The organism is Christensenella sp., from assembly GCF_034927525.1.
GTDB lineage: Bacteria > Bacillota > Clostridia > Christensenellales > Christensenellaceae > Christensenella.
On record NZ_JAYFPU010000085.1, the window covers coordinates 16,641 to 37,439 of the forward strand.

General features: G+C 53.0%; 20 protein-coding genes and 1 pseudogene. 5 read left to right on the forward strand and 16 right to left on the reverse strand.

What is annotated here, in order from left to right; all coding sequences use genetic code 11:
* Window positions 1–6: 6 nt before the first annotated feature.
* From VB081_RS03330 to VB081_RS03355, 6 genes are all read right to left on the reverse strand, one after another.
* Entirely contained in the window at window positions 7–1,188 is a 1,182-nt protein-coding gene (locus tag VB081_RS03330) for a CaiB/BaiF CoA transferase family protein (protein ID WP_323399429.1), read from the reverse strand.
* Between the two features lie 40 nt (window positions 1,189–1,228).
* Window positions 1,229–1,780, reverse strand: a complete 552-nt coding sequence (locus VB081_RS03335; protein ID WP_323399430.1) for a desulfoferrodoxin family protein — start codon at window positions 1,778–1,780, stop codon at window positions 1,229–1,231.
* Window positions 1,781–1,820: 40 nt separating this feature from the next.
* Complete coding sequence (locus VB081_RS03340) at window positions 1,821–2,960, reverse strand: acyl-CoA dehydrogenase family protein (protein WP_323399431.1); 1,140 nt, start codon at window positions 2,958–2,960, stop codon at window positions 1,821–1,823.
* A 20-nt stretch (window positions 2,961–2,980) separates the two neighbouring features.
* On the reverse strand, window positions 2,981–4,177 hold the full coding sequence (locus VB081_RS03345) for an acyl-CoA dehydrogenase family protein (protein ID WP_323399432.1): 1,197 nt from the start codon (window positions 4,175–4,177) through the stop codon (window positions 2,981–2,983).
* Window positions 4,178–4,237: 60 nt separating this feature from the next.
* The gene (locus tag VB081_RS03350) at window positions 4,238–5,437 is read right to left on the reverse strand and encodes a CaiB/BaiF CoA transferase family protein (RefSeq protein ID WP_323399433.1); all 1,200 of its coding nucleotides are present in this window, start codon (window positions 5,435–5,437) and stop codon (window positions 4,238–4,240) included.
* Between the two features lie 198 nt (window positions 5,438–5,635).
* A complete protein-coding gene (locus VB081_RS03355) occupies window positions 5,636–6,475 on the reverse strand; it encodes a 3-hydroxyacyl-CoA dehydrogenase family protein (RefSeq protein ID WP_323399434.1) in 840 nt (279 codons plus the stop codon).
* Window positions 6,476–6,610: 135 nt separating this feature from the next.
* Between VB081_RS03355 and VB081_RS03360 the strand changes: the two genes are divergently transcribed.
* Entirely contained in the window at window positions 6,611–7,174 is a 564-nt protein-coding gene (locus VB081_RS03360) for a TetR/AcrR family transcriptional regulator C-terminal domain-containing protein (protein WP_323399435.1), read from the forward strand.
* On the opposite strand, the gene meaB is transcribed toward VB081_RS03360, so the two are convergent.
* The 5 genes from meaB to VB081_RS03385 are packed head-to-tail and all read right to left on the reverse strand — an operon-like array spanning window position 7,171 to window position 12,224.
* A complete protein-coding gene (gene meaB, locus VB081_RS03365) occupies window positions 7,171–8,106 on the reverse strand; it encodes a methylmalonyl Co-A mutase-associated GTPase MeaB (protein ID WP_323399436.1) in 936 nt (311 codons plus the stop codon). The two genes, VB081_RS03360 and meaB, sit on opposite strands and share 4 nt — an antisense overlap.
* A gap of 15 nt (window positions 8,107–8,121) precedes the next feature.
* On the reverse strand, window positions 8,122–8,529 hold the full coding sequence (locus VB081_RS03370) for a cobalamin-dependent protein (RefSeq protein ID WP_323399437.1): 408 nt from the start codon (window positions 8,527–8,529) through the stop codon (window positions 8,122–8,124).
* Window positions 8,530–8,534: 5 nt separating this feature from the next.
* Window positions 8,535–10,229 carry a methylmalonyl-CoA mutase family protein gene (locus VB081_RS03375; RefSeq protein ID WP_323399438.1) on the reverse strand — a complete coding sequence of 565 codons (1,695 nt, stop codon included), beginning with the start codon at window positions 10,227–10,229 and terminating at the stop codon, window positions 8,535–8,537.
* Window positions 10,230–10,262: 33 nt separating this feature from the next.
* Window positions 10,263–11,048 (reverse strand): enoyl-CoA hydratase/isomerase family protein, encoded by a 786-nt coding sequence (locus VB081_RS03380; RefSeq protein ID WP_323399439.1) that lies wholly within the window; start codon window positions 11,046–11,048, stop codon window positions 10,263–10,265.
* A 39-nt stretch (window positions 11,049–11,087) separates the two neighbouring features.
* Window positions 11,088–12,224, reverse strand: a complete 1,137-nt coding sequence (locus VB081_RS03385; protein ID WP_323399440.1) for an acyl-CoA dehydrogenase family protein — start codon at window positions 12,222–12,224, stop codon at window positions 11,088–11,090.
* A 295-nt stretch (window positions 12,225–12,519) separates the two neighbouring features.
* Here VB081_RS03385 and VB081_RS03390 point away from each other — a divergent pair, with 295 nt between their 5' ends.
* From VB081_RS03390 to gltA, 4 genes and pseudogenes are all read left to right on the forward strand, one after another.
* Complete coding sequence (locus tag VB081_RS03390; RefSeq protein ID WP_323399441.1) at window positions 12,520–13,098, forward strand: nitroreductase family protein; 579 nt, start codon at window positions 12,520–12,522, stop codon at window positions 13,096–13,098.
* 13 nt (window positions 13,099–13,111) lie between these two features.
* Entirely contained in the window at window positions 13,112–14,122 is a 1,011-nt protein-coding gene (locus tag VB081_RS03395; protein WP_323399442.1) for an MBL fold metallo-hydrolase, read from the forward strand.
* A gap of 10 nt (window positions 14,123–14,132) precedes the next feature.
* Window positions 14,133–15,005: pseudogene (locus VB081_RS03400) on the forward strand (sulfide/dihydroorotate dehydrogenase-like FAD/NAD-binding protein); the annotation flags it as partial.
* A 104-nt stretch (window positions 15,006–15,109) separates the two neighbouring features.
* Window positions 15,110–16,495: an NADPH-dependent glutamate synthase gene (gene gltA / locus VB081_RS03405; protein ID WP_323399443.1), complete on the forward strand. Its 1,386-nt coding sequence runs from the start codon at window positions 15,110–15,112 to the stop codon at window positions 16,493–16,495.
* 246 nt (window positions 16,496–16,741) lie between these two features.
* Here the strand turns inward: gltA and VB081_RS03410 are convergent, their stop codons facing one another.
* The 5 genes from VB081_RS03410 to modA all read right to left on the reverse strand — a co-directional run bounded on the left by VB081_RS03410 (window position 16,742) and on the right by modA (window position 20,454).
* Entirely contained in the window at window positions 16,742–17,308 is a 567-nt protein-coding gene (locus tag VB081_RS03410) for a DapH/DapD/GlmU-related protein (RefSeq protein WP_323399444.1), read from the reverse strand.
* A gap of 132 nt (window positions 17,309–17,440) precedes the next feature.
* Window positions 17,441–18,208: a Rossmann-like domain-containing protein gene (locus tag VB081_RS03415; protein ID WP_323399445.1), complete on the reverse strand. Its 768-nt coding sequence runs from the start codon at window positions 18,206–18,208 to the stop codon at window positions 17,441–17,443.
* Window positions 18,205–18,945 carry an ABC transporter ATP-binding protein gene (locus VB081_RS03420; protein WP_323399446.1) on the reverse strand — a complete coding sequence of 247 codons (741 nt, stop codon included), beginning with the start codon at window positions 18,943–18,945 and terminating at the stop codon, window positions 18,205–18,207. The genes VB081_RS03415 and VB081_RS03420 overlap by 4 nt, the downstream gene beginning before the upstream one ends.
* Complete coding sequence (locus tag VB081_RS03425; RefSeq protein WP_323399447.1) at window positions 18,932–19,741, reverse strand: ABC transporter permease; 810 nt, start codon at window positions 19,739–19,741, stop codon at window positions 18,932–18,934. Before VB081_RS03425 ends, VB081_RS03420 begins: the two co-directional genes overlap by 14 nt.
* Window positions 19,738–20,454, reverse strand: a complete 717-nt coding sequence (gene modA / locus VB081_RS03430; RefSeq protein WP_442872701.1) for a molybdate ABC transporter substrate-binding protein — start codon at window positions 20,452–20,454, stop codon at window positions 19,738–19,740. The genes VB081_RS03425 and modA overlap by 4 nt, the downstream gene beginning before the upstream one ends.
* Window positions 20,455–20,799: the final 345 nt, after the last annotated feature.

Consider the following 20,799-nt stretch of genomic DNA (forward strand, 5'->3'; position numbering starts at 1 on the left):
TTGGCACTATGCAATTGGACCAATGGCGCCTTCTTCGGCCATCTCATTAATCTCGTCCATGGAATACCCAACGCTCTTAAATACTTCAACATTATTTTCACCCAGCTCCGGGGGAGCGGATGCCTGGCTCAGGGGCACGGTATCCACCGATGTAATGTTGTGGGGAATCCGGGTCTGGATGGTTTTCCCGGTTAAGGGGAAATCACAGTATTCCATAAGACCAGTTCCGGAATTCGTGATATACTCAATGGCCTGGGCCTTGTCATTGACAAAGGTGGCGCAGATATCCCGATCTCCGATCCATTCCTTGGCTTCTTCCATGGTTTTTCCCAGGAAGATATTTCTTACTTTTTCAAAGAGCTCCGGTACGTCCTCTTCCCGGGCAAACATATGGGGACCCAGCTCTTCCAAGCCGGTCAGCTCAATGAAGTTATTCCAGAATTTGTTCTCGCTTAAGCACAGCACCACATGTCCGCCATCCTTCAGCTCCCAAATGGAGGTGCCCAGGTTCTTAAAGGTAAGCTCATTGGGGGTGAAGTGGTTGTTGTTAAACTGATATCTGGAATCCAGCTTGGCATTAAACCACACTAAGGAATCGAACATGGCTACGTCACAGAATGCGCCTTCACCGGTGGCATTGCGTTCCAGCAGTGCCGCCATCATATCCTGTACCGCCACCATGGCACTGGACATATCCGCCATGTGCAGGGCACTGTGACGGGGTCCGTTTAAGTACATATAACCGCACAGCGCGGCAAAGTTCATGTCATGAAAGGCCTGGAGGCTTCTCGGATCATCCTGGCCAAAGGCCGAAATAGAGCAATGGATGATATCCGGCTTGATCTGTTTTTCCACCTCGTAGTCGATGCCCAGACGCTTCATAACCCCGGGGCGGAAGTTTTCCATGACGATATCCGCTTCCTTAAGAAGCCGCATATAGGCGGCCTTTCCCTTTTCACTCTTCATGTTGATGGTGACGCTTTTCTTGTTGCGGTCCAGTGCAGAATGATAATAGCTGACACCGTTAATAAAGGGAGCCAGGGTTCTTCCGGGATCTCCCCCGGACCGTGGGTTTTCAATCTTGATGACCTCTGCCCCTAAATCCGCAAAGACCTGTGAGGCATAGCCCCCCAACAGGTAAGCAGTATGATCAAGAATTTTCAAACCTTTGAATACATTCTTCTGCATATTACGCTCCTCCATCCTGTATTTTATTTATTACACACACTCAAAATTCTAAACGCTTAAGCCCATGGACATTGCAGTAGGCATAGGCGATATGCCCACGTTTGCACTGAAAATGGCAGGTTTCCCAGCCCATGCGGCAGATTTCCCGGTCGCAAAAGGCATAGGCATCCTCCTCGGCCATGGCAAACAGCGCTGCGGAATCCTTCTTTTTGGGAAGCACCTTCATCTGTCCGCCCTGGAAGGTCCGCAGGTAAATCCACTCGATACAGTGGTCCTCACCCATGGGATGGTTTCCGCCATCCACCTCAATGCGGATGGTGTTATTGGCAAAGCCCCCAAAGATACAAAACCGCATCCCGTGGGCCGCATCTGGGGAGGTGTCCGGACAAATCTCAAGGCGCTCCATGGGTTGATCACAGCAGTGACCGCCTCCCTGGGAATCCGTGGATGCCACGTCCAATGGCGAAATACGGACGACCACCGTACCGCAGACTGAGCAGCGGTAAAAAATGGGCTCCTGGGTCCGGTAGCCTGGTGAATGACTGATGGTACATTCCCTGCTGTAAACCCGTTTGTGCTCCCTGGTCCTCATCCTTTCACCTCCCTTGCTTTAAATACTTTAAATGATGCCCTTAGGCCTTTGCTAATTCCCGGGCAATGACCATGCGTTGGATTTCGTTGGTTCCTTCGAAAATCTGGAAAATCTTGGAGTCCCGCATGAGCTTTTCCACCGGATATTCCTTGGAGAAGCCATAACCCCCAAGAACCTGAACCGCTTCAGTGGCCACATACACCGCTGAGTCCGAACAATAGGCCTTGGCCATGGAGGCTTCCTTGGTGGCCGGCAGGCCGGCATCCAGCTTCGCCATTCCCAGACGGACCAGCTGTCTTGAAGCTTCGGTGCGCATGGCCATATCGGCCAGCTTCGCCTGGATCATCTGATGCTCGATGATGGGCTTCCCGAAGGAGGTCCGCACCTTGGCGTAGGCCACGGCTTCATCCAGAGCGGCCTGGCAAATCCCTGTAGAGATGGCGGCATTGTACAGACGGCCAGGGTCCAAAGCGCCCAAAGCGGTGCGCAGTCCCTTGCCCTCTTCACCAATGAGTGCGCTCTTGGGCACCCGGCAATCCTCTAAGACCACATCACAGGTATTGGACCAGCGCAGGCCCATCTTATTTTCATGCTTACCCACGATTAACCCGGGGGTTCCCTTTTCCACCATAAAGGCAGAGATGCCCTTGGAGCGGAGGGATTTATCCTTGGTTGCTAAAACCACAAAGAATTCGGATTCCTGGGCATTGGTTACAAAGGTCTTTGCCCCGTTAATCACGTATTCTTCACCCTCTTCTACATAGGTAGAACGCAGGGCGGCAGAGTCTGAGCCGCAGCTGGGCTCGGTCAGGCAGAGTGCGGCAAAGCCGCCGTTTTGGATGAGCTGGTCCACCCGTTTTTTCTGCTCAGGGCTACCCGCGTGCATCACACATTCAATGGGTGTGCCAATGGCTAACATGGTCAGGGCAAAGCCCGATTCGGTATAGCCCATTTCTTCCAGGAGTACGCCCATGGTGGAGAAATCCAGTCCGCCACCGCCGTACTCTTCGGGGAAGTGGAGGGTGTGAAAGCCTAAATCAAAGGCTTTTTTATAGATTTCAACGGGAAACTCACCGCTTTCATCCACCTCCTGGATATGGGGCTTCACCTCTCCCACCATGAAGTCTTTAATGAGGGCCCGCAGGTCCTTTTGCTCTTCTGTCAAAAAATATTCTTCCATGTTCGATCGCTTTCTGAATCCTAGAAATAGTTATTGATTCTGAATTCCCCGCCCTTTTCATTGACTGCACGGAGTACATTGAGTCGCTGGATGGTCGGAGGTCCTTCTTCTAACCACAGCGCTCGGCAGTCACGGTACAGCCGTTCCACGGGGCCGTAGGGGTTATCCTCGAAGTAGCCGATACCGCCGAAGATTTCCAGGGCACTGTCAGTGCATTCCTTGGATACCTTGGTGGCAAAGAGCTTACACATGGAGGTGATTTCATCTAAATCCCCCAAATCATTGTCAAACTTGTAGCCGCAGTCATGGACCATGAGACGCAGGGCATGGATGTCCGTAGCCATATCGGCAATGAGGGACTGAATCGCCTGACGTTTAATTAAGGGCTTACCGAAGGTCACCCGTTCGTTGGCCCGCTTGATGCTGAGCTCCAGGAGACGCTGGCTGATCCCGAGCATACACACGGCCATGGAACCTCTTGAAATAGCCAGGGAATTAACAGCGACGGATAAGCCTTCGCCCACTGGCCCCATACGGTATTTATCATCAATTTCCAGATTTTCCATGTAGACATAGGCATGGCCGACACCACGGCAGCCCATCATATGGGGCATATTTTCCATGCGCAGGCCGGGGGTGTTCACCGGTACCATAAAGGTGGTGTGGGCTCCGCCGGATTGACGCTTGCTGTCATCGGTGATGACCACGATATTGATGGCATCACAGACATCGGTAAAGGAGATGAGGGTCTTTTTACCATTGAGGACCCATTTGTCACCCTTTTTAACACCAGTGGACTGAATATCCGCACCGGTGCCGCAGCCTTCTTCAGTAAGGGCAAAGGCGATGAATTTATCCCCGGTGGCCAGCTTAGGCAGCCATTCCTGTTTCAGCTCATCACAGCCGTGATCGTACATGATTTCCCAGCCCATGCCATTGGCAATGTGGAAGAACATTCTAAAGGCGTTGTTCCCCCGGCCAAATTCTTCTAAAAGGGTAAACCATTGTTCCTTACCCAGGCCCATGCCGCCGTATTCCTTGGGCATGGTCATGCGGAAGAGGTCATACTTCTTCCCAATTTCCCACATCTTTTCAGGATAAACATTGGTTTTATCCATTTCATCCCCTAAGGGTTCCAGCTCTTCTTCTACAATCTTACGCAATTTCATTCGCAGGTTGTATAATTCTTCCTCGCTGATTCTTTCAAATTCCACCATAGTATTACTCCTTTTTTGTTTTTTATGTAAATTTTTTTACTACCGGTTTAATGGCCCTGGCTAAATGACGCCCTGGGCCTTCAGTGATTCCAATTCGGCATCGGTTTTCTTCAGAACCCCCTGGTATACCAGTGCGTTGCTCTGGCCGATATCCTCTGCCGGAACGGGCTCTCTGAAGGGGGTTCTGGAAAACTTGAAGGGGGTCATGGTTACGGCGTATTTCCCAATTCTGGGATGGGTGAGCTCTGCAATGGAGCCCCGTTGTTTAAAGTGTTCATCCGCCATGCAATCCATAATGGTGTTGACCGGTGCACAGGGGACCCGCATTTCCCGAAGCTTTGCGATGATTTCATCCCGGGAGAACTGGGAAGTATATTCATTAATCAACTCATCCAGAAGTTTCCAATTTTCCCGTCGGGAGGCATTGTCTTTGGCCTTGTTCTCTTTCAGTTCCGGATGACCGATAATGTCTAGCATCTGATAGGCAAATTTGTCTGAGGGAATGTTCATGTAGAAGGTACTCTTCCCCTCTAAGGTATCGTAGCACCCTGTCATTCCCAGGGCGATATGGCCATTGCCGCACCGGGGCATGTTTTCTCCGGTGAAGGAGGCATAGGTTACGGCGTTTTCGTTGAAATTCAGACAGGCATCCGCCATGGCCACATCCACATGCTGGCCCTTGCCGGAGATGCCCCGTTCCACCAATGCGCCCAGCACACCAATGGCACACATGTACCCGGCAATCTCATCCACAGCACCCGGGCCAACCTTTCCCCCGGGCTGATCCTGCTGGCCATTCATGGAGATGAGTCCGCCAAAGGCCTGGGCACAGCCATCCAGTGCCGGATAATTAACGTAGGGGCTGTCCTTCTGGCCATAGCCGGAGATGGAGCCATAGACAATGGAGGGGTTGATCTTCACCACCGTATCGTAGTCAATCTTATATTTCTGCATTACCCCTGCTGCACTGTTTTCAATGAGCACATCACATTCCTTCACCAATTCATAGAATAATTCAAGGCCCTCGGGCTTGGTGTAATTCAGGGTGATGCTGTGCTTATTCCGATTAAAGGCGTGGTACCAGCCCGACTCCCCATCGATAAAGGGAGCGAAGGCCCGGCCATCATCCCCGGTGCCAATCCGTTCGATTTTCCAGACCTCGGCCCCCATATCGCTTAGGATCTGGCAAGTGGTTGGCCCTGCGAGATACTTTGTTACATCCAGGACCCGCAGCCCCTTTAAACAGGTATTTTCATACATAACCAATACTCCTCTCTCATATCACTGGACGGGCACACTGCCCTGTCCTGTATTTGATTTCATTATACCGTCCGTCCACCATTAGTAAATATACAAGGGCCGGTGGATGCCCCGAAGTGGATTCTCCCATTTTTTTGTCTTGAAATGGATACCAAGCATCCCTTATCAATTTGTGGATGATTCCTTTAAATTGTCCATTTAAGATTTGGTATAATCGTAGAAGCCCTTTCCCGTTTTTTTGCCCAGGTTCCCGCTTCGTACCATTTTCCGCAGCAGCAGTGCCGGGCGGTATTTGGGGTCTCCGGTTTCCCTGTACAGGGTTTCCATAATGGCCAGTACCACATCCAGCCCCGATGCATCCGCCAGCATTAAGGGACCAATGGGATGGTTGAGAGCCAGCATCATGGCCCGATCGATATCCTCCACCGAGGCCACGCCGCTTTCCACCAAACCGATGGCTTCATTCTGGAAGGGCACAATAAGGCGATTGACCACAAAGCCTGGGGACTCGGACACCTCCACCATTTCCTTTCCCAGGGATTGGGAGACGTCTCTTATATAATCCACGGTTTCCTGGGGCGTTGCCACCCCACGGATCACCTCGATACAGCGCATGGCGGGAACCGGAAAGAAAAAGTGCATACCGATGAGGGGATGCTTAAGCCCCTGGCTCATCTCCGTAATGGACAGGGCAGAGGTATTGGTGGCAAAGACGGTTTCCGGCTTGCACATCCCGTCTAACTCGAAAAGCAGCTCCCGTTTAATGCCCATTTCCTCTTTTACGGTCTCAATGATCAAATCCGCATCGGCAGCTTCACTTTTTTCCACCACCTTAATATGGTCCAGGATGCTCTGCCGATCCGCCTCAGTCATCTTACCCCGTTCCACCCGCTTGGTAAGCTTAGCCGCCAGATTATCCCGATGCCGTGTTGCGGAGGCCAGGCTGCTGGCGTAAATTAAGGTGGTATTGCCATAGGCGGCAAAGAGCTGGGCAATGCCGATTCCCATGGTTCCTGCTCCAAAAACTGCTACTTTCATATTGATTTCTCCTCTTCAATATTTTTTCTCAGAATATTTGACCCTACACATTTCATTTGAATTATGATATGATAAAAAATAAGTAAACGGCAGCATTGTTGAAACTGCTCTGCTTTCAATAAACGGAGGTTGATTATGGCTATTAATGTCAAACGCCTACTGGCGAATGCACTCATCGAGCTGGATAAAGAAAAACCACTGCGTAAAATCACCATAACGGATATTGTCACCCGGGCCGGTACCGGCAGACAGACCTTTTATAATCATTTCCAGGATAAGAACGATTTAATTTACTGGATTTATCTGCGGACCCTAGCGGGTGAGGCTAAGCTGGTCAACACCAAGGGCTATTATGCTTACTTGGTAAACCTGCACCAGGAAGCCCAGAAAATCAGCGATTTTCTAAAGGATGCCTGTAAGCTGGATGGGCAAAACTCCCTTTCCGATGCCCTGTATTCCCAAAACTATCGCTACTACAGAAATTTCATCAAGACCCATCACGGGGAGGAGTTTCTCACCGAAGAGGTGGAATACGCCCTCCATTTCAATGCCGCCGGGGGCTCCTCTACCTTTATGCAGTGGCTGCTCAACGGCGCCCCGGGTACTCCGGAACGTCAGGCCGAGCTGACCCTGGGCTGTATGCCCCAGTGTATTAAGGACTTTATCCCCCTCTACCCAGAGGATACTGAGGAGGATTAATCCTCAATTTTTATTTTTGCAGCTAAAAGGGCTGCCGCCCCGTGGGGTGTGCACTTCCCTTCCAGGACATCGGTCAAAAGGACCCGTGTCCTTTTTTTAATGGGTTCCTCCAGGTGCCGGAGCACACTGGTATAAATTTCATTTTCGATCCGAGCCCTTCTTTTCATTTTCCTAAGATGTCCAAACTTTTTTGCCGCCGAGTCAATCCCCTCCACCAGGGTGTCGATTCCCTGATTTCCGGTGGCTGAGGCTGTCACCACTGCCGGGCGGCGATCTTCTGGAACAGCCTCCAAAGCCGAAAGTATCTGGAGGCGGAGGGCACCGGCTTCGGGCTTATCCCCTTTATTAATGACGTAGAGATCGGCTATCTCCTGGGTACCGGCCTTGGCCAGCTGGATACCGTCACCATTCCCTGGTGCCAGCACCACTGCTGTCACATCGGCAAAGGCGGAAATATCCGTTTCTGCCTGGCCAACCCCAAGGCTTTCAATGATGATGACATCAAAGCCGAAGGCCTTGTACAGATACAGGGCATCCTTGGCTCCCTGGGAAATCCCCCCGTAGGCACCCCGGCTGGCAAAGGACCGCATGTACACTTCTGCACTGGGGGTACATCCCCCCATGCGAATCCGATCCCCTAGGAGGGCCCCGCCGGTAAAGGGGGAGCTGGGGTCCACGGATAGGATACCCACCCGTTTCTCTTCCTTCAGATAAATCTGAACCAGCTTATCAATGAGGGTTGATTTTCCGGCTCCGCCGGCACCGGTAATTCCCAGAATCAATCCATCCTCCCGGGCATTGGCGCAGGCGTAATCCATCAATGCTTCCTTACCATCGGCATTATTCTCCACCATGGTAATGGCTCTTCCCAGTACCCGCCAATCCCGGGCCTTAAGCCCTGCAATCAGCTCTGGAATGGCATACCGCCCCACAACCTTCACCTCCCCTTAGTAATCCTCGGGTTGCACACCAACCACCTCAAAGACCTTAGCCACACAATCATCCACGGCACTGTCCGTTCCCATACAGGCACGAATCCCCATGGTGGCCATCTGTGTCTTATCCTCCTCGGTCATCAGTCCGCCGCACATCACCGGAATATCCACCTCCAGTTGCGCCATGGCTTCCATAATCTTTTTGGAAATAACCACCAGGCCCCCGGTTAAATCTGAAATGGTAATAACATCCACATCCTCGGCGATGGCGGCCTTTACGATGTTTTCCTCGGATTGGTAGCGGCCGGTATAGATCACCTCCATACCGGCGTTGCGCAGGACATTTATCAGGGTGAGGGCTCCCCGTTCGTGGATATCGCAGCCCACCTTACCGATGAGCACTCTTATTTTTCTGGGCATTTTCTTCACACTCCTGCTTCTTTCAAGGCACCTTTTATATAGTCCGGCGTCTCAATCATGTTGACGGAGTCATAGCTCAGACCGTAACCCAGTCGAACGATGCCGCAGACCTCGCCAATGGTGAGACCCACCTTACCGCCGTCAATGACAGCCCGGGATATATTGGCCCCACTTTTGGTATCATCGTAGAGTCTTTTAACCGCCTGGGCCACCTGCTCAGGATCTCTCGATGCCCGGAAGGCCTTTACCTCAGCAATACGTTCCCTCCGGACGTCCTCCAGGGGAACCGTGTAAACACAATCGGCAATGGCCTTGTTGACGGCACCTTCCTCCCCGACATAGGCATTATTCCCGACGATCAGCCGCTTGCCGCTGGCCTTTTCCTGCTGGCAGCGCAGACGGTCCTCTTCCATGATGCCGTAGAGCCACCCGCTTTCTAAACACGCAAAGACCCCGCCATTTTTCTCAATTTCATGGAGATAGGCACTGGCCTCCACCTCCAGCTGATCCGTCAGGGCCTCCAGATAATAGGAGCCCCCCAGGGGATCGGCCGTTAAGGGAATATTGGCCTCATGGACTAAAATTTGCTGCATATCCATGGTAAACATCCGTGCTTCGTGGGAGGGCAGCCCCATGGCTTCATCAATGCTGCAGGCGTCGATGGAATTAACCCCGCCCAGGACACCAGCCAGGGTTTGGAGGGTGACCCGGGCCGCATTATTTAAAGGCTTCTGGGCCTGGAGGGATAAGCCCGAGGTACGGATTCCAATTTTTAACTTCATGGTGGAATCCTTCTTTGCTCCGAAGCGTTCCTTGGCGATTCGGGCCCACATCCGTCTGGCTGCCCGGAATTTTGCGATGCTTTCAAACACATCGGATTCTGCATCCATGGCAAAGACCATAGGACCAAATTCATCAATGCTGTGACCCCGGGCACAAAAGTCATCCAGGACGGCAGTGGCTACAGCCAATACCTCACCCAGCTCATGGACGGCGTTCATACCGGCCTGACAGGGATCGATGCCGTTGGGCACCACGGGCTTCCATTTGGGGGTATGCTCCAGACAATATTCAATATGATCCTGGAGGACCCGGCGTTCCACCTCCGTGGGCCAGGAGGGGTCCCCGTAGACCAGCTTGCTCCGAATGGGATCAGCAATATCGGTGCCCAAGAGCTTGCTGATATCCCCTCCCCGGTTTTCAATCATGGCGACCAACAGCCCGTGGAAATAAATGGCGTCCAGCACATTCATAAAGCCGCCCTCGTAAACGGTGTTTTCCAAGGGAAGGCCCTCTAACATAATCTCGTAGGTATTAATGGCGTAGGAGCAGATCCCCCCGCAGAACATGGAGGACAGCGCCAGGGGATGATCGGGATCAAAGCCATTTTGGGTGGGAAGATCACAGGTCAGACGCAGATCGTTCAGGCCATTTTCAATATAGGATTTAAAGGCGGCATTGGTGGATTCCGGGGTATCGTAGCTGACCAAAAAAGCCTTGAGCCATAACCGGTCCCGAAACATTTTGGGATAAATCCCCCGGGTGAAGGGATAGACACCCGGGTCCCCAATATCCCGGGCATAATCATTGTCCTTTAAATCCTCGGGGGTGTACTTGGGCTTGATGTAAATCCCTCCCTGGGTTTCTTCCCGGACCAAGCCGTCAGCATCCCGATTCAGTTCAACTTCTTTATTACTCATCGACTGCTCTCTTTCAATAATATGGTGTACCGCCTAACGCCCAATAAAATCCTTGGGTTCCCGTTTTTCAAGATAGGCGGCATAGGCCTCCTTGGTATCCTGGGTGGCGTACAGATGGGCGAACAGGGCAGCTTCCATCTGAAGGGCCCGCTGCAAATCACACTGCATCCCATCGTAAACCGAGGTTTTGATGTAGCGAATAGCCAGGGGGGCCCGGGATGCAATCTTCTCAGCAAGGGCCATGGCTGATTCCATCAGGGATTCTGCCGGCACCACCTGGTCCACCAGGCCCATGGCCAGGGCTTCCTGGGCATGGTATTTATCCCCGGTGTACATCATCAGCCGAGCCTTGGACATCCCGATGAGCCGGGGCAGGCGCTGGGTCCCGCCCCATCCGGGATAAACCCCCAGGGTAATTTCCGGGGAGCCCATCAGCGCATTGTCCGCTGCAATGCGCAGATCACAGGCAATGGCAAATTCCACGCCGCCGCCTAAGCAGTAGCCATTAATGGCTGCGATGATGGGCGCTTTAAAACGCTCCATCTTTTCTAAAAGCTCCCCGCCGTTTCTGACAAACTCATAGGCGGCCAACACATCCTTTTCTGCCTCTTCGTGGATATCCCCGCCGGCGCAGAAGGCCCGGGACCCTTCCCCGGTCAGAATGACGCATCGAATATCGGGGTCCTCCTCCATCAGGTCAAAGACCTTTTTCATTTCGATGACGGTATCCGTATTCATGGCATTGAGTACTTCCGGGCGATGGAAGGAAATAATCCCAATCCGCCCGCGTTTTTCATACAATAGTCCTTTAAAATCCATATCTGCCTCCTTTGCTGCGCCAGGCGCCGCACACTCTTTTTATTCTTTTTCCAAGGTCCGGGCGATGACCACTCGCTGGATCTGGTTGGTGCCTTCAAAGATTTGGAATATTTTAGAATCCCGCATCATTTTTTCCACCGGATATTCCTTGCTGTAGCCATAGCCACCCAAGACCTGCACGGCATCGGTGGCGACCTTCACCGCAGAGTCCCCGCAGAAGGTCTTAGCCATGGAGGCTTCCTTGCTAACCCTCTGACCAGCATCCAGGGCCTGCATCCCGTTGTAAACCAGAAGTCTGGCGGCTTCGGTCTGGATTGCCATATCCGCCAACATCATCTGGATGGCCTGATGGCGGATGATGGGCACCCCAAAGGATTCCCGCTGCTTGGCATAATCCACAGCTGCATCCAGGGCGGCCTGGCAGATTCCCGTGGCAATGGCTGCATTGTTCAGGCGTCCCTGATCCAGACCCGCCAGGGCGATGCGCATTCCCTTGCCTTCTTCACCCAGGAGGTTTTCTGCCGGAATACGGACATCGGTCAAGGCAACATCCGTGGTATTGGAGAGACGCAGACCCATTTTATCCTCATGCTTGCCCACCGCCAGCCCCGGTGTTCCCGGTTCCACAATAAAGGCAGAAATCCCCTTGGCACCCAGGGAACGATCCTTGGTAGCAAAGACAATGAACACACCAGCTTCCTGTCCATTGGTGACAAAGCACTTTGAACCATTTAACACAAAGCTGTCCCCATCTCTGCGGTAGGTGGTGCGCATGGCCACGGAATCTGAGCCATTGCCCGGCTCCGTTAAGCAGAAGGAGCCAAAGCCACCGGGAACGATGATGTCACAGACCTTCTTTTTCTGGGCTTCATTCCCCCCAATGAGTACACATTCCAGGGCAAGGGCCGTACATAAAATGGTAATGGCGAATCCCGGGTCCGTGTGGCCAATTTCTTCCAGTAAAATCCCCATGGTGGTGTGATCACAGCCACTTCCGCCGTATTCCTCAGGAATGGCCAGGCAGTGGAAGCCCAGGTCAAAGGCCTTTTTATACAGCGCCACCGGGAAATCCCCCTTTTCGTCCAGCTCCCGTAATTGGGGCTTGACCTCATTTTCCATAAAGGACCCAATCAAGGCCTTTAGTTCAGCTTGATCTTCGGTTAATCGAATACTCATTCTAATAAAACTCCTCTCTGAATTGGTTTACAGAGCAGTGCGTACAGACACACCCTGCTGATAGGAAGAAGTATAAACCCCTCTTTTCCTAAGCGGAAGAGACAAAGGCTTAGACGTGTACCAAACTGGACATTGCCCCGCTATTGTCCGCTCATGCCCTTCCTTCGTCTTAATCCTGGACATTGCTTCGCAAATGTCATAAACTGGACATAAAAATGGATTTGACACTTCCCTTTTCCCCGGGCTTGCCCCAGAATGGTAACCATATAATCGTGATTAAATTAAGGAGTTTTCTATGCACACCCTCGAATGTATCCACGCCCGGCGGAGTATTCGCCAATATACCGACCGCCCCATTTCCAGTCCGGATTTACAAGCAGTATTGGATGCGGCGGCCATGGCTCCCTCTGGGGATAATCTTCAGCCCTGGTACTATCTTGCGGTTCAGAGCGATGCCAAACGGCAGCGACTCCTCCAATTGATGGCCGAGGTAGACAGCGCATTATCCGAAACCCTCGCCGCCCGCTTCCAGCGCCATCCTGAGGTGCTGGCAGAAACCCGGCAGTTCATCCGCACCCTTGGCGGAGCCCCTGTCATCCTGCTGGTTTTTATGCAGGGCGGCAGCACCCCCTGTGAAAAGACGGCCCTCCAGGGCGTGGCCGCCTCCATCGAAAACGCCCTTCTCGCCGCCCGATCCCTGGGGATTGGCTCCTGCTGGCTGACTGCCCCGGGGCAAACCCCATACGGTGCTGTCCTGGGTGAGGAGTTCGCCCCGGAAATGGGAGAGCTCGCCGCCATGGTTTCCCTGGGCTATCCGAAAAAATGGCCCGCTAAACCCATTCCCCGGCGTCAGAACCGATTCGCCATTATCTAAGGAGGTTATTCCCATGCTTACTCAAGTCCATACCAATCCATCCATTTATAAAATCGACGTTCCCCTGCCCAATAGTCCCCTAAAGGTACTCAACGCCTACGTTTTTCCAGAGGCTGACCGCCCCCTGATCATCGATACAGGGTTTAATCGGCCGGAGTGCTTAACCGCCCTGATGGAGGGGCTTTCGGAGTTATCCATTGATCTGACCAAAACGGATTTGTTTTTAACCCATCTCCACGGGGACCACACCGGCCTGGCCGTTAAGCTGGCAGAAAAGGGCTGTACCATCTACATGAATCCCACGGACCACGCTATTTTTAAGGATATGCGCTCCGGTGCAGGGTTTGATTATCTTTCAAAGGTGTTTTTCCGGGAGGGCTTTCCCCAGGCCGAGCTGGACCTGCAATCCTCCAATAACCACGCCATCATCTACATGGCCGAATCCACCTTTGATGCCCACCCTGTCATGGATGGGGATATTTTAAACTTTGCCGGCCAGGAGTTTAAAGCCATTACCACCCCGGGGCATACCCCCGGGCACACCTGTTTGTATCTTCCCAAGGCGAGCACCTTATTCCTCGGGGATCATGTCCTTTTCGATATCACCCCCAACATCACCATTTGGCCAGGGGTTCAGGATTCCCTGGCAAATTATCTGGAAAGCCTGAAAAAAATTGTGGAATATCCGGTGCTTCTCCCCCTTCCGGCCCACCGCAACAATATGCTGGACCTTCTCACCCGCGTCCGTCAGCTGGAGGAACACCATGGGCATCGCCTCCAGGAGACCCTGACCGTGGTCCAGACTAATCCAGGGCTTACCGCCTATGAGATTGCCTCCCGGATGACCTGGTCCATGCGGGGGAAGAAGTGGCCGGAATTCCCCGTGGGCCAAAAGTGGTTTGCCGTTGGTGAAACCATCGCCCATTTGGAATACCTGACCCACAGACAACGCATTGAACGCCGGACCATAAAGAGTCTGGTGCGCTACTGGTTTAATCAAGACCCTACAACAGGGCGAAATTAGAGGAGGAACTATGTACAAAATCGTAGGAGCCAAGCACCTGGCAGACAACATCGTCCTGATGGACGTCCTTGCCCCCCGGGTGGCCAAGCATTGTGAACCCGGACAATTCATCATCGTCCGCATGGACGAAAGGGGAGAACGCATCCCCCTAACCATCTGTGACTATAACCGGGAAGCCGGCACCGTCACCATCGTATTCCAGGAGGTGGGGGCCTCCACCATCCGCATGGCTGCGTTAAAAGAAGGCGATGCCTTCTTAGACTTCATCGGACCCCTGGGCTGCGCTTCCGAATTAATTGAAGAAGATCTCGACACCTTAAAGTCCAAGAAAATCCTCTTTGTCGCCGGCGGCGTAGGTGCCGCCCCGGTCTACCCCCAGGTGAAATGGATGCACGAACAGGGCATCCCCGTGGATGTCATCGTCGGGTCTAAGAATAAAGACCTGCTCATCCTGGAAAAGGAAATGGAAGCCGTCGCCGGTAATCTCTACATCACCACCGATGATGGCTCCTATGGCCGTCACGGTATGGTTACCAAAGTCATTGAGGATTTAGTTGCCCAAGGCCATGCCTACGATGTGTGCGTCGCCATCGGCCCCATGATCATGATGAAATTCGTCTGCCTGCTCACCAAGAAGCTGGGCATTCCCACCATCGTCTCCATGAACCCCATCATGGTGGACGGCACCGGCATGTGCGGCGCCTGCCGCCTCACCGTGGGAGACGAAGTCAAATTTGCCTGTGTAGACGGTCCTGAATTTGACGGCCACTTAGTAGACTTCGACCAGGCCATGCGCCGTCAGACCCTGTATAAAAACGAAGAAGGACGAAAGCTCTTAGAATTAGAAGAAGGCGACACCCACCACGGCGGGTGCGAACATTGTAAGACGGGAGCAGGGGCGACCGTCGCTCGAGGGGCAAACGAAAGGATTGACCCGGAGCAATCCGCTGAAGGCGGATTGAAACCGCTTGAAAGGGGTGAAGCATAATGGCAAAAAGAATGGAAAAAGTCCCTGTAAGAGAACAAGACCCCAGAATCAGAGCCACCAACTTCGAAGAAGTCTGCTATGGCTATAACGAAGAAGAAGCCGTCTCCGAAGCCGAACGCTGTTTAAACTGTAAAAAGCCTAAATGCGTCTCCGGCTGTCCCGTCTCCATTGACATCCCCCGGTTTGTAGGGCACGTTGCCGAACGGAACTTTGAAGAAGCCGCTAAAACCATCGCTGAAGCCTCCGCCCTTCCCGCCGTCTGCGGCCGGGTCTGTCCCCAGGAAAGCCAATGTGAAGGTCAGTGTATCCTCGGCATTAAAGGCGAGCCCGTCTCCATCGGTAAGCTCGAACGCTTTGTCGCCGACTGGGCCATGGCCCATCATATCGTCCCCACAGTCACCGCTGAACCCAAGGACAAAAAAATCGCCGTCATCGGAAGCGGCCCCGCCGGACTCACCTGTGCCGGAGACCTCGCCAAAATGGGCTACACCGTCACCATCTTCGAAGCGCTGCATGAAGCCGGAGGCGTCTTAGTCTACGGCATCCCAGAATTCCGCCTGCCCAAAGAAGCCGTTGTGGCCAAAGAAGTGGAAAACGTCAAAAAGCTCGGTGTCAAAATCGAAACCGACGTCGTCATCGGCAAAGCCACCACCATTGACGAGCTCATGAACGACGAAGGCTTCGATGCCGTCTTTATCGGCTCCGGTGCCGGACTCCCTAAATTTATGGGCATCCCCGGGGAACAGGCCAACGGTGTCTTCTCCGCCAATGAATACCTCACCCGGAACAACCTCATGAAGGCCTTTAAAGACTACGACACCCCCATCCACAGAGGCCACAAGGTCGCCGTCGTCGGCGGGGGCAACGTCGCCATGGACGCCGCCCGAACCGCCCTGCGATTAGGCGCCGACACATACATTGTCTACCGAAGAAGTGAAGTCGAGCTTCCCGCAAGAGTAGAAGAAGTCCACCATGCCAAGGAAGAAGGCATCCAGTTCCACCTCCTCACCAACCCCAAGGAAATCCTTGTAGGCGAGGACGGCTGGGTCACCGGCCTGCGCTGTGTCAAAATGGAGCTCGGTGAACCCGATAACTCCGGCAGACGCCGCCCAGTGGAAATCCCCGGCAGTGAGTACGACATCGACGTGGACACCGTCATCATGAGCCTGGGGACCTCCCCCAACCCCTTAATCTCCAGCACCACCGCTGGCTTAGACACCAACCGCTGGCAGTGCATCGTGGCCGAAGACGGCACAGGTCAAACCAGCCGGGAAGGCATCTTCGCCGGCGGAGACGCCGTCTCCGGTGCCGCCACCGTGATCCTGGCCATGGGGGCCGGGAAGGAAGCGGCTGGGGCCATTGATGCGTATTTGAGGAAAGTATAACTCGTTCCGGTGCTTCGCACCTGCACTCGTTCATGGCTGCGCCGTGTGAAAGTGAATACACCAAGTCCCTTTTAAAAGCAAGCTTTTAACGGACCTTGCTCTATCCACTTCCATACTTCTGTTAGCTTACGCGTAAAAAAAGCAGGTGCCCCGGGCACAATGCCTGGAACACCTACAGTATAAAACAAAGCTAAGAAATACGAAAATACCTATCATTTATCTAAAGATATGCTTTTTTCGTATTTCTTATTTTATATCCTTAATCCACTTAGCCGGAACACCACCCACCACCGTATTGGGTGCCACGTCTGCCGTCACCACAGCCCCTGCCGCCACGATGGCACCGTCTCCGATGGTAACCCCCGGGCAGATGGTGGCATGGGCACCGATCCAAACCTTTCGGCCGATTTTGATGGGCTGGGGCAGCAGATGGCCACGCCGGCTGGGGTCCTGATGGTGATTCAGGGTAGCCAGCACCACCTGATGCCCAACGAGAGAGCCCTCTCCAATGGTAATTCCCCCCTGATCCTGGAAGGCACACCCGGAATTGATAAACACGTTCTCACCCAGGTGAATGTTTTTACCACAATCCGTATAAAAAGGGGGAAAGAGACCGAAGCCCTTGGGTGTCGGCTTCCCCGTCAGCTCTGAAAACAGCTCGGCCAAAACCTCCGGTGTGTGGTATCGGGAATTGATTTCCGTGGTAATCCGAAGGGCCTCCTGGGCCTGGGCATCCATACACTGCTGCAGGGGTGATCCGGTGACCACCTCTTCTCCGGCATCCAGAGCGTCTAAAAATAGTTTGAGTTCCATGTATATTCTCCTCTATGGGATTTTCTTTTATAGCTCTAGTATGTCCCAAGACTTCCCAAATGTAAAATACTTATATGTAATAGACGTTTATCGTCAAAAGGCATGGCAGAAAAAAACAGCAGTAGCCCCGATTTATCGGCCACTGCTGTTTTTTAAATCCTCTGCAAAGCACACCCGCTTAACGCCTAAAAGATCGGCGCTGCCAGCAATGGTAATGCCAAAGAATAGGACCGGCACCGGCAAATCCATATAATCCACAATGGTGCCATTGCACAGGGTACTGCCAGTGCACAAAATCAAATCGCTGTCGGCGGTGACGGCATCCTGCATCACACTGCCATCCTCCACCATTACCCCATAGCGCCTTTGGCCCACATTAGCTGGATTGAGATCCAGAACCCGCAGGGCATAGCCGCTGGTGGCCAGCATTTCAAGCAGTGCCGGCTGATAGCCAATGAGGGCAATCCGTCTGGCCTCCGGGTAGGATGCTTTCAGATAAGCCTGCATCTCCAGGGCGCACTGCTCCGGGCCATCGGTCCGGCAATGAACGGTGCCCGTGCATCGGCCCAGGGCTGCCATCACCGCATTAACCGTGGCGATAAACACCCCCCGGTCCCTGGGGTTATTTTCAATATCCAGGTCCAGGATTTCCCCCAGACCCCCGGTGTACTGGCTGGGGGCATCGGTAAAGGCCTGGCCGCGATACCCCTTATAAACCGCCTCGATCATAACATCCTTCCCGGTGATAATGGGGAAGTCCTGACGCTGTGTTTTTCCGATGGCCTCCTCGGGTGTCAGCCCCCGGCACACCACCTGTACCGATCCCTCTGTCACGGCTGCGTCCTTCAATACTTTTTCAAAGGCCCTTTTCAGGGTACCATAAAGCTCTTTTTTCGTCATTTTTCCTCCCCTGGGACAATCCCCAGAAATTCCCGAACTGCCGGGCTCCAGTCTGCGGTATACAGTGCCTGGCTTGGCACAATACCCATGAGCCGTCCATCCATCAGCACACCCACACGGTCCGCCAGCTCCTCGGCCTCATTAAAATTGTGGGTGACAAAGATCACCCCGCAATGAAAATCCTCCCGAATGCCCCGCATCAGTCCATAAAAACGCTCCTTGGTCACCGGGTCCAGTGCTGAAAAGGGCTCGTCAAGTAGCAAAAGAGCGGGATGGGTAATGAGGGCCCGGGCCAGGGCAACCCGCTGCTGCTCCCCACCGCTGAGGGTCCCGGGGTATTGCCCAAGGATTGCGGTTATTCCAAAATGTGCTGCCATCTCCGCCACCTGGGTGCGTATTTCATTTCTGGGCAGCCGCCGCAGCTTAAGGCCGTATCCAATATTCTCCCCAGCGGTAAGGTGGGGGAACAAATTATAATCCTGATACAAATAACCGATATTTCGCCGGTGAAGGGGAACCGCCTGTACGGGCACCCCATGGTAGCACACCTGCCCGCCATCCGGATTTAAAAACCCGGCGATGGCCTCCAGGAGCAGAGTCTTTCCCGCTCCAGTTTTCCCGATAATGGCTAAGATTTCATGGGGATCAAGGGTCAGGCTGACGCTGTCCAAACAAAAACTCCCCCGCCGAAGGGTCAGGTTCTCCACCGCCACCAGTGTGGGCTCAGTGCTCGTCATAACGCAGCCTCCCCACCCCAGACCGGGTAAGCACATTGGCAAGGGTCAGGGACAATACTGAAATCACCAAAAGGATGAAGGCACTGGCCAGTGCCGTCCCCAGATCCCCTGTGCTGACGTTCAGATAAATGCTGGCCGGAAGGGTTTCGGTTTTCATCCGGGTAACCCCCACCAGCATGAGGGTGGCCCCAAATTCTCCCAGAGCCCGGGACCACACCAGAATAAAGGCTGAAATGAGTGCATTGCGGCACAGGGGCAGCAGCACCGTTAAAAAGCAGCGGCCCGGGGTAGCCCCCAGGAGTCCCGCCACCCGTTCCAGCTTTCGGTCCACCCCCTTAAAGGCCGTTACTGCCAGCTTGATGGCAAAGGGCAGATTAACGGCCAGCTGTGCAATGACGATGCCATTCGGACTGAACACCACCGGGAAGCCACCAGCCTTAATGGCCTTTCCCAGGGGGGATGCAAAGATTATGAGAAGGCTCAACCCCAGGACGATATAGGGTAAGGATAGGGTGAGCTCCAGAATTACCTCCACAGCCGGCCGGCAGGGAATGCGGGTCCGGGTTAAGGTATAGGCCGTGGGGATGGCCAAGGCGAAGCACAGCAGACTGGAGATACTCGCCGTGCGGACACTCAGGCCCACCGCAAACAGCGTCTCCCCATCAAAAAGGCATTCCGGCAGGCTGGATGCCCCCCGGAATGCAATAACCGCCACATTTCCGCCGATGAACAGAACAGACAGCAGGGTAGCTCCCCCACAAATCAGCCTGAAAATCGGGAACAGGCCCTTTCTCATTGGGCCAATTCGTAGCCGGAGGCCGTCCAGATATCCTTGGCCGTCTCCCCTGCTAAAAATTCATTAAAGGCATCCGCCGCCTTATTGTCCCCATTGAAATTCAAGCGCGCTGCAGGAATGGTTTTGACGTATTTATCCATATCCGTGGTGTTACAGATTTCCACCCCATCCACATTGCAGTTTTCCTTCCACACAATGGCGGCATCCGCTTCCCCCGCTGCAATAACAGTGACCAGCTGGGGTGCAGTTGTAGTTGTGGCCACCAGGGTTACAGTATCTGCCACACCAAAATCCGTAAAGGCTTTCTTTGCAATCTTGCCAATGGGGGTTGATTCCGGATCACCAATGACCGTAGCAATGCCTTCCTTCCCTAAATCTGCAATGCCGGTAATGCCCTTGGGATTCCCCTTGGCCACTGCCAAAACCGGGATATGCTTCACCAAGTCCACGCTGCTTTCGACATATTGGCTCACAGGCTTAACCTCCTCTGCAGAACCGGCAATAAAGAAATCCCCTTCCTTGGACTCGGTGATCTGTGTCTGGATCTGGGCCGCATTGGCAAAGGTAACCTTCATTTCACAGCCCGTTTCTTCCTTGAAGGCATCCGCAATCTTTTGGAAGGGCTCTTTCATTCCTGCCCCGCAGTAAATCAATAAGGATTGACCTGCTAAATCATTTTTTTTAGCCCTTTCCCCACTGCCACATCCGGACATGCCCAAGGCCAAACAAACCGCCAACATCACCACCAAAAATTTCTTTTTCATAATACAAGCCTCCCGCTTTCTATTTTTCAAGTTATTTTTAAAAATAACTCGATATTTTTATTGTAACATCATAATATTTTTTTTGCAACCGCTGATATTTGTTTATCATGTTTATTCAATTTAAGTATTCCAGCGTATCATAAGCACATCACATAATATAATGGTGCGCTTGTCAAGACAAAAATCCGAAGGATTTATAATGAATAATAGGCAGGTGTGTTAGTAAGGTGTGGGAAGGCAAACAAATGAGATCTTGATACGGCTAAATAAATCAAACAACATAAGGCAGAAGCA